This window comes from Hydrogeniiclostridium mannosilyticum (genome assembly GCF_003268275.1).
Lineage (GTDB): Bacteria > Bacillota > Clostridia > Oscillospirales > Acutalibacteraceae > Hydrogeniiclostridium > Hydrogeniiclostridium mannosilyticum.
The window spans coordinates 62,387-75,824 of sequence record NZ_QLYR01000009.1 but is presented as its reverse complement, the minus strand read 5'-3'; the positions used below and the strand labels follow the sequence as shown (position 1 = coordinate 75,824).

13 protein-coding genes and 1 other annotated feature are annotated in these 13,438 nt (G+C 51.8%); of the genes, 6 read left to right on the top strand and 7 right to left on the bottom strand.

The genetic code is table 11. The features are described 5' to 3' along the window. Positions 1 to 85: 85 nt before the first annotated feature. Positions 86 to 2,731, bottom strand: coding sequence for a calcium-translocating P-type ATPase, PMCA-type (locus tag DPQ25_RS11610; protein WP_112333341.1), 2,646 nt, complete (start codon positions 2,729 to 2,731; stop codon positions 86 to 88). A gap of 311 nt (positions 2,732 to 3,042) precedes the next feature. Between DPQ25_RS11610 and DPQ25_RS11605 the strand changes: the two genes are divergently transcribed. Then, positions 3,043 to 3,303 (top strand): hypothetical protein, encoded by a 261-nt coding sequence (locus tag DPQ25_RS11605; protein WP_112333340.1) that lies wholly within the window; start codon positions 3,043 to 3,045, stop codon positions 3,301 to 3,303. Positions 3,304 to 3,441: 138 nt separating this feature from the next. Further along, complete coding sequence (gene rd / locus DPQ25_RS11600; RefSeq protein ID WP_112333339.1) at positions 3,442 to 3,600, top strand: rubredoxin; 159 nt, start codon at positions 3,442 to 3,444, stop codon at positions 3,598 to 3,600. A gap of 78 nt (positions 3,601 to 3,678) precedes the next feature. Here the strand turns inward: rd and DPQ25_RS11595 are convergent, their stop codons facing one another. The 4 genes from DPQ25_RS11595 to ilvB are packed head-to-tail and all read right to left on the bottom strand — an operon-like array spanning position 3,679 to position 7,534. Further along, complete coding sequence (locus tag DPQ25_RS11595; protein WP_177577035.1) at positions 3,679 to 4,059, bottom strand: RidA family protein; 381 nt, start codon at positions 4,057 to 4,059, stop codon at positions 3,679 to 3,681. Between the two features lie 38 nt (positions 4,060 to 4,097). Then, complete coding sequence (gene ilvA / locus DPQ25_RS11590; RefSeq protein ID WP_112333338.1) at positions 4,098 to 5,300, bottom strand: threonine ammonia-lyase; 1,203 nt, start codon at positions 5,298 to 5,300, stop codon at positions 4,098 to 4,100. A 44-nt stretch (positions 5,301 to 5,344) separates the two neighbouring features. Next, complete coding sequence (ilvN, locus tag DPQ25_RS11585; protein ID WP_242978319.1) at positions 5,345 to 5,851, bottom strand: acetolactate synthase small subunit; 507 nt, start codon at positions 5,849 to 5,851, stop codon at positions 5,345 to 5,347. Between the two features lie 12 nt (positions 5,852 to 5,863). After that, positions 5,864 to 7,534, bottom strand: a complete 1,671-nt coding sequence (ilvB, locus tag DPQ25_RS11580; RefSeq protein WP_112333337.1) for a biosynthetic-type acetolactate synthase large subunit — start codon at positions 7,532 to 7,534, stop codon at positions 5,864 to 5,866. A 104-nt stretch (positions 7,535 to 7,638) separates the two neighbouring features. After that, positions 7,639 to 7,878, bottom strand: a binding site (T-box leader). 185 nt (positions 7,879 to 8,063) lie between these two features. Between ilvB and DPQ25_RS11575 the strand changes: the two genes are divergently transcribed. From DPQ25_RS11575 to DPQ25_RS11560, 4 genes are all read left to right on the top strand, one after another. Further along, a complete protein-coding gene (locus DPQ25_RS11575; RefSeq protein WP_112333336.1) occupies positions 8,064 to 8,912 on the top strand; it encodes a mechanosensitive ion channel family protein in 849 nt (282 codons plus the stop codon). A 32-nt stretch (positions 8,913 to 8,944) separates the two neighbouring features. Next, positions 8,945 to 9,913: a Gfo/Idh/MocA family protein gene (locus tag DPQ25_RS11570; protein ID WP_112333335.1), complete on the top strand. Its 969-nt coding sequence runs from the start codon at positions 8,945 to 8,947 to the stop codon at positions 9,911 to 9,913. A gap of 64 nt (positions 9,914 to 9,977) precedes the next feature. Further along, a complete protein-coding gene (locus tag DPQ25_RS11565) occupies positions 9,978 to 11,207 on the top strand; it encodes a class I SAM-dependent rRNA methyltransferase (protein ID WP_112333334.1) in 1,230 nt (409 codons plus the stop codon). Positions 11,208 to 11,241: 34 nt separating this feature from the next. Beyond that, positions 11,242 to 11,703, top strand: a complete 462-nt coding sequence (locus DPQ25_RS11560; protein WP_112333333.1) for a GNAT family N-acetyltransferase — start codon at positions 11,242 to 11,244, stop codon at positions 11,701 to 11,703. 262 nt (positions 11,704 to 11,965) lie between these two features. Here DPQ25_RS11560 and DPQ25_RS11555 read toward each other — a convergent pair whose 3' ends face one another. Both DPQ25_RS11555 and DPQ25_RS11550 read right to left on the bottom strand, forming a co-directional pair. Further along, complete coding sequence (locus tag DPQ25_RS11555) at positions 11,966 to 12,622, bottom strand: hypothetical protein (RefSeq protein ID WP_112333332.1); 657 nt, start codon at positions 12,620 to 12,622, stop codon at positions 11,966 to 11,968. Between the two features lie 328 nt (positions 12,623 to 12,950). Further along, a complete protein-coding gene (locus DPQ25_RS11550; protein ID WP_112333331.1) occupies positions 12,951 to 13,373 on the bottom strand; it encodes a GNAT family N-acetyltransferase in 423 nt (140 codons plus the stop codon). Between the last annotated feature and the right edge of the window lie 65 nt (positions 13,374 to 13,438).

Below are 13,438 nucleotides of genomic sequence, written 5' to 3'. Positions count from 1 at the left end.
CCGCCGGGCTGCGCCCTTATTTCGCTGTAAAAAAGGCTGCGGGCTTTTGGTAGCCCGCAGCCTGATCTAAATTTACAGCTTTCGTTTACCTTGGCTTTTTATACCGCTGCCACCGCGCCTGCTGCTTTACCGAGTCAACTCTTTTCCGCCTATTCCAGCGCCTCTCCACTTCCCCCAACAGCAGCGGGAGCAACGAAAGCCCCGCTACAATAGCCCACTGCCCAAAGCTTAGCGGCATAACCTTAAAAATCGCCGCCAACGGCGGGAAAATAATCACCATGCTCTGGAGCGCGATGCAGATCGCCGCCGCGGCGCCCAACCGGCTGCGCCGTGTTGCGCGGCTTTCCGCCGCCTTCCCTTCCCGACCCCTGCTCCGCATGTTAAACGTATGCGCAACCTGCGCCAGCGACAGCACCGCAAAAGCCATTGTTCTGCCTACAATGGGGTTGGCCGGCGCTGTATCGAAAAACAGCCGCCCAATGGTAAATGCAAGCAGCGACAGCGAACCGATTAAACAGCCCTCTACCAATATGCTATATCCCATTCCTCCGGCAAACACACTTTCCCCTTTTTTTGCCGGGCTGCGCTTCATAATATCCCACTCAATCGGCTCCACGCCCAACGCCAGGGCCGGGAGCGAATCCGTGACCAAATTCACCCATAAAAGCTGTATCGCCAGCAGCGGCGTCGGAAGGCCCAGCAAAAAACCGACAAATACCGTCAGAATTTCACCAATATTGCAGGACAGCAAAAAATGAATCGTTTTTTTAATATTATCATAGATACCCCGGCCTTCTTTTACCGCAGCGACAATGGTGGTAAAATTGTCGTCCGCAAGGATCAGGTCGGCTGCTTCCTTCGCCACATCCGTCCCGCCGCGCCCCATGGCGCAGCCGATATCTGCGGATTTCAGCGCCGGTGCATCATTTACTCCGTCCCCTGTCATGGCCACCACCTCGCCACGGGCCTGAAAAGCTTTGACAATCCGCACCTTGTGTTCCGGAGAAACGCGGGCAAAGACGGTATAATCGTAAATTCTTTTCTCCAGCTCCTGCTGCGGCAGGGCGTCCAGCTCCTTTCCCGTTATAGCTGCGGAGCGTTCTGTCAAAATGCCCAGTTCCCCGGCAATGGCAGAGGCTGTCGCCTGATGGTCCCCGGTAATCATAACCGGACGTATTCCAGCCTGCTTGCAGGTTTCCACCGCTTCCTTCACACCGGGCCGGGGCGGGTCGATCATACCTACAAGCCCAAGCAGGGACAGACCCTGCTCACAATCCTCCCGGCGCGGCGGCAGGTTGGCTACGTCCCGTACGGCAACCCCGATTACCCGCAGCGCACGGCGTGCCATCTCCTCATTTTTTCGCGCGGCCTGTGCTGTTACACCCGTATGCTGGCAGCGGCCCAGCAAAACATCCGGCGCCCCCTTGGAGATGATGCGAAAACGTCCATCCGGAAGGCGGTGAACCGTAGTCATCATTTTTCTGGAGGAGGAAAACGCAATTTCCATCACCCGCGGATATTGGCGGTCCAGCTCGGATTTATCTGTCCGGCAAGCCTCTGCCAAGGCCGTTTCTGTGGGCTCCCCCAGGTAGTGGCCGTTTTGCTGCGTGCTGTTATTGCACAGCGCCGACAATGCCAGCACACGCTGCCCATCTGCCGAAGAAATTCCGGCCGTACCGGAAGCCGTCCATAGCTCCGTAACGGTCATTCGGTTCTGTGTCAAGGTCCCGGTTTTGTCTGAACAGATTACGCTGGCGCTTCCCAATGTTTCCACCGCCGGCATATGCCGGACAATCCCCTTTTTCGCCGCCATCCGTTTTACGCCGGCCGCCAGTACGATCGTCACGACCGCGGGCAGCCCCTCGGGGATTGCCGCAACCGCCAGGCTGATGGAAATGAGAAACATGTCGAGCGGCAGTACTCTTTGCAGCAGGCCCATCACAAAGATTACGGCGCAGATCGCCAGGGCGCCAAGCCCCAGCCAGCGCCCTGTTTGGGCCAGCTTTAGCTGCAACGGTGTTTTAGGCGCCTCCTGTGCAGAGAGCATTCCCGCAATTTTCCCCACCTGTGTGTCCATTCCGGTAGCCACGACGACACCTGTTCCGTTTCCAGCCGTCAGTACAGAGGAAGAAAACAGCATATTTTTGCGATCCCCCAGTGCAGTTCCCGCCGGACAGCGCTGGGCAGCATTTTTTTCAACCGGAAGGCTTTCGCCCGTCAGAGCGCTTTCCTCACATCGAAGGTCATGGCTTTCGAGCAGGCGAATGTCCGCCGGTACCATATCTCCGCTTTTCAGCTGGACAAGATCCCCCGTTACCAAGTCGGAGGCAGGAATATTGCGGAGCTTGCCACCCCGCAGCACACAGGCATGCGGGGAGCTCATTTTTTTTAACGCTTCAATCGCCTTCTCCGCCCGGCTCTCCTGTACCAGCCCAATGAACGCATTGAGGACAACGATAACCAGAATAATGATGGAGTCTATGTAATCGGCATCCTGCTGAAGATAAGAGGTAACAAAGGATATTGCCGCGGCAATTAAAAGGATAATTACCATAAAATCGGAGAATTGAGACAAAAAGCGCAGCAGCAGGTTTTTCTTCTTAGGCGGTATCAGTTCATTTTTTCCATTTTTCTTCAGTCTTTTTTGTGCTTCCCGGTCACTCAATCCTCTTCGAGTGTCAGCGTTAAGTATATTCACACATTCTGTCGAATTAAGTGTTTCCCAATCCAACTTTGATCAACCTCCATCCTCGTTATTGGCGTGTCCATGCTAATATATGTATTTAAGCGATTCATTATGACCAGAACCAAGGACAAAATATTGTAGAACATTTTTATGAAAATATCAAAATCTTCTGTTGTGTTATATAAAGACTAAAATTTTATGCAACAACACCAAGAGGGACTGTTAAATTTCAACTAAATTGCTTTTTCTGGATAAATCCCAAAATATGACAAAATTTTACTTGATTATTAACGGAATTAGCGGTATTATAGTATTGTAAATTTGTGATTTTTATTCACCTGTAGGAGTGAGAAGCATTGAAAATCAATTTGGGGAAGGCCATTGCCGCTGGCAGAGTTTTGAACTATGCCTTAGAGGGCTGTGGTTTCAGGAGTTTTTGTATTGAAGTAAAAGAGTTTGAGGACGGACGGGAAGGCCGCGCCGTTCAGGCCGCAATTAAGGGAAACGGTTTAGGCGGCTTCATCCGTTTATTGAAGTTTGGGTATCTGCTGAAAAAAGAACAGGTCTTCGCGAATACCTTACCCGGTATTGTGGAAGATTACAACGAGGAGCACTGAAGGGCTGCAGCTTCGTAAAGCGTATTTTAGAAGCCGGGTTCTATTGACTTTTAGCCCTTCATCGATTATACTTTTGATAGATTAGAAAATTTTGGTGTACCACTATAATTGGTACTTAAACAAAGGAGTGTTATTACAATGGATAAATATGTTTGCAATGCCTGTGGTTATGTATATGACCCCGCTGTCGGAGACCCGGATAACGGAATTGCGCCGGGAACACCTTTTGATGCCCTGCCTGAAGACTGGGTTTGCCCGCTCTGCGGCGTAGGAAAAGATATGTTCAGCGAGGAATAATTAGAACTTCTACCGTACAATAAAAAAGGATTGCTCCGGCATTCGCCGCGGCAATCCTTTTTTATTGTACCCGCTGTTTTAGTTTGTTCTCTTAACGGCGATTATCTCCACTTCACAAAGCACCTTTTTAGGCAGCTCCTTTACCGCTACACAGGAGCGCGCTGGCTTCCCGGTAAAATATTTTGCATACACCTCATTAAACGCAGCAAAATCCTCCATGTCAGCCAAAAAGCAGGTGGTCTTTACCACATCGGTATAATCCGCGCCGGCGGCCTGCAAAATCGCGCCGACATTTTTCATAACCTGTTCAGCCTGCACGGTAATATCCCCCGCTGCAAGCGCTCCTGTTGCCGGAACAATCGGGATTTGCCCGCTTGCAAAAAGAAAACCGTTCGCCTCAATAGCCTGAGAATAGGGCCCGATTGCGGCCGGCGCCTTTTCGGTAGTATACACTTTCATAATTGACACACTCCTTATTTATTGGTAATCATATCTATTTACAAATACTTGATAATTTTATATCCTGCCTCAGAGATAGCCCGCCGGATTTCCTCTACATGCTCATTGTTCCGCGTTTCCATCTGAATGCTGAGGTAGCAGCCGCCGATGTCGGTGTCCTCGCCGCCATGGTCGTGGCGTACATGCACGACATTTCCGCCCAGGTCTGCAATGATCCCTGCCACCTCTTTAAGCTGGCCGGGCTTATCATCCAGCTCCAGAGTCAGGTCGACCAGCCGGCCTGCCTTTAGCAGGCCGCGGTTGATTACACGGGATAAAATCGTTACGTCGATGTTGCCGCCGGAGACCAGACAGGCCACCCTTTTACCCTTGACATCGACCTTATTGAACATCGCCGCCGCCACGGAAACGGCGCCCGCTCCCTCCGAGATCAGCTTGTGCTGCTCAATCAAGGTTAAAATAGCCGTCGCAATTTCATCGTCGGTCACCGTGACAACGTCATCCACATATTGATTGACCATTTCATAGGTTAAATCCCCCGGGCATTTCACCGCGATGCCGTCTGCAAAGGTTCTGACACGCTCCAGGGCCGCAATCTGATGGTGGGAAATGGCCTCCTTCATACTGGCGGCGCCGCTGGCCTGCACTCCATAGACCTTGCAGTTGGGGTTTAACGACTTGATTGCAAAGGCCACGCCGGAAATCAAGCCGCCGCCGCCGACCGGCACAATCACCGCATCTACATCCGGCAGCTGGTCGAGCAGCTCCAGCCCGATGGTTCCCTGTCCGGCAATCACATCCGGGTCGTCAAAAGGATGGATAAAAGTTCTTCCGCTCTGCTCCTGCAATTCACAGGCACGGCGGTGGGCATCATCATAAACGCCCTTGACCAGCTCTACCTGCGCACCATAGCTCTTGGTATTTTCCACCTTGGAAATCGGCGCGCCATCCGGAATACAAATCAAGGCCGGGATTCCGCTCTTTTGAGCTGCCAGCGCAACCCCTTGGGCATGGTTTCCTGCCGAACAGGCAATGACGCCCTTTTCTCGCTCCTCCTTGGAAAGCTGCGAGATCTTGTAGTAAGCGCCCCGCACCTTAAAGGAACCCGTAATCTGCAAATTTTCCGTTTTTAAATAGATCTGGGCCTCGGGATTGATTTTAGGCGCGTAGATGAGGTCCGTTTTACGGATGACATCCTTCAAAACATATGCGGCGTGATACACTTTATCCAACGTGACCATAGCAAATCTCCTAACCTTTACAAGCCGTAGCTGCGCCGCGGCCTTTATTTTTTCATTGCCATTGCGCCCGTGCGCAAAATTTTCAAGACCTGATAAGGATTGTAAAGCTCAATAAAAGAATTGAGCTTGTCCGCATCTCCGGTGAGCTCCACAATCATTGAATCCGGTTCCACATGCAGAATATTTGCATGGAACACGTTGGCAATCTCTACCAGGCGCTCGCTGTTTTCCAGCGTTCGTTTGACCTTTAGCAGCAAATGCTCCCGCACCACTGTTTTCTCCCGTTCCAGTACATCTACCTGTACAATATCCACCAGCTTGCTGAGCTGCTTGTCGACCTGCCGTACAATCCGGTCATCCCCCGAGACTACAATTAATATCCGGGAATATTCGGTGTTTTCCGTCTGCGCCGCAACAATGCTGAGGATGTTATAGCAGCGCCGGCTGAAAAGCCCCGCTATGCGCAGCAGCACACCCGCACGGTTCCTGGCAAGAACCGATAAGATATATTCCTTTTCCCCGGCAGGGTTTTCATTCACAATATTTTCCACACCAAATCCCCCTTACATCTCTAAAATCGGGTTTTCCACCGACTCGCCCGCGGGTACCATCGGCAAAACATTTAAATCGCGGTCGATGCGGCAATCAATCAATACCGGCACGCCGCCCGCCAGTGCCTCGCGCAGCACAGGCTCGATATCCGCCTTCTTTTCAATGACCAGCGCCTTGACGCCGAAGGCCTTTGCCAGCAGCGGAAAGTCCGTTGTATGGTCCAGGTCCGTCTGAGAAAAGCGGTTCTCATAAAACAGCTTCTGCCATTGCCGGACCATGCCGAGCACTGTATTGTTGAAAACTAGTTCAATGACAGGGATCTGGTTGGCCGCAAGGGTTGAAAGCTCATTACAGTTCATGTGAAAACTGCCGTCCCCCGCAATGTTTACCACCCGCTTGCCCGGGTTTGCCACCTGGGCGCCGATAGCGGCTCCGAGCCCAAAGCCCATTGTCCCCAGGCCGCCGGAGGAGATGAATTGGCGCGGTGTGCGGTAGGTATAAAACTGTGCGGCCCACATCTGGTGCTGGCCTACCTCCGTTGCGATGATAGCCTGCGATCCCGTCAGGCGGTTCAGCGTCTCCAGCACCTCCTGAGGCGTCACGCCATCCTGACTAGGAGACACCTGCCGCAGCGGATAGGCCTGCTTCCATGACGCGACGTCCGCCATCCACGCGCGATGATCCTTTGTCTCCAGCATTCCCTGCAATGTGTTCAAAATTTCCTTGGCGTCGCCTCTGAGCCGCAGATCTACCTCAATATTTTTATTGAACTCTGCGGAATCAATATCAATTTGCAGAATAGGGCAATGGCGGGCAAAAAGCCCGGCGTTGCACAGAACGCGATCCGAAAAGCGCGTGCCGACCGCGATAAAGAGGTCGCAATTCTGAATAGCAAGCGCCGCCGTCTTGGTGCCATGCATACCGAGCATTCCCATGTAGCGCGGGCTGGCCTGATCAAAACCGCCCTGGCACATCAGGCTGCACGAAACAGGCGCATCCAGCTTTTCTACAAATGCCGACAGGGCCTCCGAGGCCTCCGACAGCACAACGCCTCCCCCGCAGTAAACAAAGGGCCGCTCCGCCCGGTTCAACAGCTCCAGCGCCTGAGCTAAGCGCTCCTGAGGCGGCAGGCCACACTCAGCCAGCGGGAGCGGGGGCTGCTTTTCGTAGGCACAGGTCTGGGCCGTAATATCCTTGGGAATATCAACCAACACCGGGCCCTTACGCCCGCTGTTCGCAATCTGAAAAGCCTCTCGCAAAATGGAGGCCAGATCCCGGATATCCTTGACAATGTAGTTGTGCTTGGTAACCGGCATTGTAATGCCGGTAATATCGACCTCCTGAAAGCTGTCCAGCCCTAACAGGTCCCGCGTCACATTTCCCGTAATCGCTACGACCGGGATGCTGTCCATGTAAGCGGTGGCAATTCCTGTCACCAGGTTGGTCGCGCCAGGCCCCGAGGTGGCAATGCAAACACCGGTTTTACCGCTTGAGCGCGCATAGCCGTCGGCTGCATGTGCCGCCCCCTGCTCATGCGCCGTCCGAATATGCCGGATGCGGTCCTGATACTCATAGAGCGCATCGTAAATATTCAGCACCGCGCCGCCCGGATATCCGAACACCGTGTCGACCCCCTGCTCCAAGAGGCATTCCATAATAATCTGTGCCCCGGTCAACTTCATGAAAATTCCTCCAATTCTCTCCATTGTTCACGCTTATCATGCCCGGTACCCGCCGCTTTTCTGCCAGGCTGCCGAAATAAAAAAGCCGTCTCTATCTGCAAAAAGATAGAGACGGGCTCATCGCTCGCGGTACCACTCTAATTGCCGCAGGAAACCCCGCGGCCGCTTTTCTGCATCCAAGCAATGCAGCCCTCTGTAACGGGAAGAACCCGTGCGTGCTTACTCCCCATGGTTTCAGCCGCCTGCTCCGGGGTGATCCTCCACAGCTCCCGCACCGCCTTACACCGGCCGGCGGCTCTCTGCCGGCAAGGAGTCTGTTTCCCTGTCCCCATCCAAGCATTTATCTTTATTATTAATAATATAGCCCTTTTTGCAAATGATGTCAAGTTTTTTCTGCTGTTTCACGCTTAGGCCAGCCGAACCTCCGCTTTTCTTTGACAGTTTTGACAAACTATATTATTATTAAATTATACCAAGCCCTGCTAAGCAACGCTTATTCAAGCGAATTTACAAGGAGGAGGCTATCTGTTTGCAAAATCTGTGGACACAATTTCTTGCCTGGCTGGAGCAGTCCCTGCCGCGCCTGCTCGGGGCCGCCGTCATATTTGCCGCCGGTTGGTGGCTGAGCAACCTCACCATCAAGCTTCTTCGCCGGGCGATGAACCGCTCCCATGCCGACACGGGCATTATTACGTTTATCTGTTCTCTTTTGCGTGTTTTGCTTAAAATCATTGTCTGCATCATGACATTGGCGCAGCTTGGGATGGATGTCACATCCATTATTGCCACTCTGGGCGCCGCGGGCCTGGCCATCGGGCTGGCGGTAAAGGACAGCATGAGCAACATTGCCAGCGGCGCGCAGATCATTTTTACCCACCCCTTCCGGGCAGGTGATTATTTAGCCGTGGAGGGCGGTGCAGAGGGTACCGTGGAGCGGATTGAGATCATGTTTACTACACTGCGCACCTATGACAACCGGGAGATTATCATTCCCAATTCAAAGCTGACCGTCAGTACGCTGACCAATTACACCTCCATGGAGACGCGCCGGGTGGATCTGGAGTACCAGGTTTCTTACCAGGCGGACCTGGCCCAGGTAAAAGCCGTCCTACAAAAAATCTGTGACCAGCATCCGCTGGTGCTGGCCGACCCGGCCCCTCTTATCGCTGTAAGCGCCCATAAGGACAGCGCCATCGCTATTGCCGTAAAGGCCTGGTGTAAAACGCCGGATTACTGGGCCCTTTTTTTCGACATGCAGGAGCGCGTCAAGCTTGCCTTTGATGCCGAGGGGATCCATATTCCTTTTCCCCAGATGGATGTGCACCTGGATCCACCGCAGCATCCGGCCTCAAACAGCGGGCAAAGTACAAACTTATAAAAATATTTAGCACAATCGAGAGGAGTTTTATCATGAAGGTCTCCATCCTATGTCTCGGCAATATTGCCGCAAAAATGGCACAAACCCTAAATGCACTGCCAGAGACCGAGCCCTATGCGGTAGCTTCCCGTACTGCAAGCAAAGCAACGGCTTTTGCCGCTGAACACGGCTTTCAAAAGGCCTATGGTTCCTATGAGGAGCTTGCCGCCGACCCCAACGCCGGCCTGATTTACATCGCCTCTCCCCACTCCCACCACTATAAGCTGGCTAAGCTTTGCCTTGAGCACGGACACCCGGTCATCTGTGAAAAGCCCTTCACTGCAAACCGCGCTCAGGCCGAAGAGCTGTTCGCACTGGCCGCGCAAAAGAACTTATTTATTACCGAGGCGATGTGGACACGCTACCTGCCCTATATTAACAAGGTTCGGGAAATTCTGGCGAGCGGCGCTATCGGCGAAATTTGCTCAGCCAGCGCCACCTTCGGATGCCCGCTGAGCCATGTCGAGCGAATGGCAAGGCCCGAGCTGGCCGGCGGCGCGCTGCTGGACCTCGGCGTGTACCCCTTCACCTTTCTCTCCCTGTTTATGGAATCAGACATCGCCTCCATTGCTACTGAGGCCGTAAAGACAACGCTTGGCGTCGATGCACAGAGTACCACCGTGCTCCGCTACCGCAACGGCACGCTGGGTACCGTTCAATGTTCCATGCTGAACCACATGCCGGTTTATGCGTCCATTTACGGCACAAAAGGGCGCATCGAGGTGCCAAACTTTATGAGCGCGGAACGCTTTACCCTCCATATTGACGGACAATCGCCTGACGAGTACCGGTTCCCCTTTGAGGTCAACGGGTTTGAATATGAAATCCGAGCCGCATTCGCCGCTCTTGCAGAGGGAAGGACGGAATGCCCGCAAAGCCCGCACGCTGAAACACTGCGCGTCATTGGCCTGATGGACACGCTGCGTGCCCGCTGGGGCATTCGTTTTCCCTTTGAAACCTGAGATTAAACAACGACACGAAGCCGAAAAGCCGTTTTCGGCCCCACCCAAGAAAGGATTGACCGTCATGGAGCAACAGCGACAATATGCTAAAATATTCATCACCGAGAAATCAGAACGCAGCATACGGGCCGGGCACCCATGGGTATATGGCGCTGAAATCACTCGCCGGGAGGGCGCCTGCCAAAACGGCGGCCTCGTCGACGTACTGAGCAGCAAAGGCCGCTATCTGGGGACGGGCTTTATCAACGGCCACTCAAAAATTCAGGTGCGCCTGATATCCCGCAATGCCAACGACCGCTTTGACACCGCTTTTTGGGAGCGGCGCCTGCGGCATGCCATAGCCTACCGTAAAACTGTGATGGGCGCTGATTTTGACTGCTGCCGCCTCATTTTTGGGGAGGCCGACTTTTTCCCTGGTTTAACAGTGGATCGTTTTCACAATCTTCTCGTCACGCAGACGCTGTCCCTTGGTATTGAGCAGCGGAAGGACCTGCTTTTTCCCCTGCTGCTGCAAATCCTGCGCGAAGAGGGCGAAACCATCGATGCCATTTACGAGCGCAATGATGCCGCAATTCGTACATTGGAGGGGTTAGAGCAGGGCGCCGGTTTTTATCCGCCGGTAGCGCCATGTACAGATTTTCCCAGCCGTATAAAAATTGTGGAAAACGGCCTATCCTACTGGGTCGATTATCAAAACGGCCAGAAAACAGGCTATTTTCTGGATCAAAAATATAACCGCCAGGCAGTCGCCCGTCTGGCGGCAGGCCGGCATGTGCTGGACTGCTTCACCCACACGGGGGCGTTCGCTCTCAATGCGGCGAATGGCGGCGCCGCCAGCGTGCACGCAGTGGATATTTCCGCAGATGCCATTCGTGCGGCTGTCGGAAACGCACAGCTCAACGGGCTGGAGAATCGCATCTCCTTTGAGACCGTCAATGTATTCGACCTGCTGCCAAAACTGGTTGAGGCCGGCGGCCATCCCTATGACTTTATTATTTTGGACCCGCCCGCCTTTACCAAGAACCACGCGACGGTAAAAAGCGCGCTGCGCGGCTATAAGGAAATTAATTTGCGGGCTATGAGGCTGCTTCCTCGGGGCGGTTACCTGGCTACTTGTTCATGTTCCCACTTTATGACGGAAGAGCTTTTCTGCAAAATGCTGCGCGATGCAGCTGCGGATGCCGCCGTTTCCCTTCGGCAAATTGAAGCACGACAGCAATCTCCGGACCATCCCATCCTCTGGAATGTGCCGGAAACCAACTATTTAAAATTTTACCTGTTCCAGGTAGTTTAAGAAAAAATAAATCCTTATTGGAGGCTTATCAGCAATGAACGACATCAAAATTGAACTTGCCAAAGGGCTGGAAAATATACCCGCCGCACAGGCCATCCGGCAGAAGGTCTTTGTGGAGGAGCAGGGCTTTCAGCTGGAATTTGACGGTACCGACCCCATTGCCTGGCATGCGGTTTTATGGCTGGAGCAGGTTCCTGCTGCGACTGGCCGCACATTTCCCTCTGAAACAGAGGGTGTCTTTACCATTGGCCGCATCGCCGTTCTTCCCGCCTTCCGGGGACGGGACTGCGGATCCCAAATCGTCCTGCGCCTGGAGCAGGCTGCCCAAGAAAACGGAGCACGGTCCATCCAGCTTTGCGCGCAGGAGCGTGCGCTTGGATTTTATGAAAAACTGGGTTACCGGCGTGTGGGCGGCATTGTTTATGACGAATCGGTTCCACATGTCAATATGGTAAAGCAGCTTTCAAACACCTTTGAGCCAGCCGGGATTTATTGACAAGCTACGTTGTAATCTTCCATAATACCGGTTTTGACAATGGTTCTGGACCTCAGAGACCCCAAATGTAAAAACCGCACCCGGACAGAAAAGGCTTCTGTCCGGGTGCGGTTTTTTAGACTATCATCAAAGTGCATGTCGTTTTGCGCAGAACAAAAGGCTGTTATTCCGGTACGCCTGTACCGAAATAACAGCCTTTCTTTCCCAATACCGCCTAGTAAGAAAAATTGGCCTGAAGCCATACATACATCCTTATAAACGATCAGCAGCGCTTGATTTTCTCTTCAATTTGCTCAACGCGCTCCGGGCGGCCATAGCTTTCGTTATCCCGCTTTAGCATTTCAAGGGTGGAAATGTAGAGCACCTCTCCCTTATATTCTGTTTTCCGCAGGGTGGACATATCATACGGCTCAAGCTCTTTATTATTGAAGGAAAAGCCGATATTTGCCTGGTGAAAAACGGTTCCCAAACCGCTCATAACCCAGTTGCCGCAACGCTGAAAGGGTTTGATTGCATATTGGTAAAAATGCTCCCGCACTCTGTCGTAATCAGAATAATTGGCAACAATAATATTTATATCCCTCGGCTCCACATCAATTCCCCACAGCGCCATTGCCGTACTGCCGTGAAGGTACCAGGGCGCGCCTGTCTTTTTCATCTCTATAATGAGCCATTGTAAAGCTTCTTGCCAAGGGGCTTTCGCTATTTTTAAAGACTGGTTAACCGAATCCTCACCAAATTCCATGAAATTTTTAGCACAGTATTCAAACCCCTCTACATTGTCATAGGTCTTAATAAATCCATTTCCAAGCTGCCACCACAGTTCTGTTTTAAAATAATTCCAATACTTTTCATCAACATCCTCTGCATAGCAGGCATAATAGTTCCAGTCATACATCTGCTTCACATATAGTTTCACTGTATTCCTCTACCTTTCTCTTGTAAAGCTTTTAATCAGTTCTATCAAAATGAATAATACAAAAAGAAAAAGGCGCCATGCGCCGAAGCCGGCACCCCCAAAAGGCTGGTAGCAAGTCGAAGCGTTGTGAGCACGTTTACAAGCGAATAGCGCAGGCGCAGCGTGGCTTTTTACGGAGGAGGAGCGGCAAGTCCGAACGGTGAAGCCGTGTTTTGCGCAGAAAAATACGGCGAACCTCAAGGATTCGCCGCGACGTGTAAATGTGACACAAAATGAATCGCCTACCGTTTTTTGAGGAACACTTGAACTCTCACAATAAAATTATTCGTTAGGTATCCGAAAATAATTTACAGGGGATGTTTAAAAACACATCATCCATAACCTTAAAGCCATTTTTCACATAATAGCCGGATATATTTTCTGTCGTTTGAACCAACCATTCTGATGTTGGAAAATGTGCTAAACAGCGTTTTAATAGCTCTTTACCAATTCCCATATTTTGAAATTCTGGAAGAATAAGCAAATCATATATAATTGACCTAAACATTTTATCACTCAATACCCGCACCGCTCCAACCAAACGCTCATTTTCCCATGCTGAAATTACCAGAGTAGAATTAATAAACGGTATAGAATAGTTTTTAATCATGTCGGGAGTGTCCGTTCCCGCTGACCACCCCACAGCTACAAATAATTTATGGAGCTGGTCAGCTGGCAAATCCTTTTTCGTATCATTATAAATAATATTCATACTGATTTCCTTTTTTCTTATGCTCAAATATTGAGTATTATATCATATAAATCGAAAGAAGTCGA

Coding starts and splice junctions, on each gene's coding strand:
- rd (WP_112333339.1), top strand. CDS start 3,442: ATGGATAAATATGTTTGCAATGCCTGTGGTTATGTATATGACCCCGCT.
- DPQ25_RS11595 (WP_177577035.1), bottom strand. CDS start 4,059: ATGAAAGTGTATACTACCGAAAAGGCGCCGGCCGCAATCGGGCCCTAT.
- ilvA (WP_112333338.1), bottom strand. CDS start 5,300: ATGGTCACGTTGGATAAAGTGTATCACGCCGCATATGTTTTGAAGGAT.
- ilvB (WP_112333337.1), bottom strand. CDS start 7,534: ATGAAGTTGACCGGGGCACAGATTATTATGGAATGCCTCTTGGAGCAG.
- DPQ25_RS11570 (WP_112333335.1), top strand. CDS start 8,945: ATGAAGGTCTCCATCCTATGTCTCGGCAATATTGCCGCAAAAATGGCA.
- DPQ25_RS11565 (WP_112333334.1), top strand. CDS start 9,978: ATGGAGCAACAGCGACAATATGCTAAAATATTCATCACCGAGAAATCA.
- DPQ25_RS11560 (WP_112333333.1), top strand. CDS start 11,242: ATGAACGACATCAAAATTGAACTTGCCAAAGGGCTGGAAAATATACCC.
- DPQ25_RS11550 (WP_112333331.1), bottom strand. CDS start 13,373: ATGAATATTATTTATAATGATACGAAAAAGGATTTGCCAGCTGACCAG.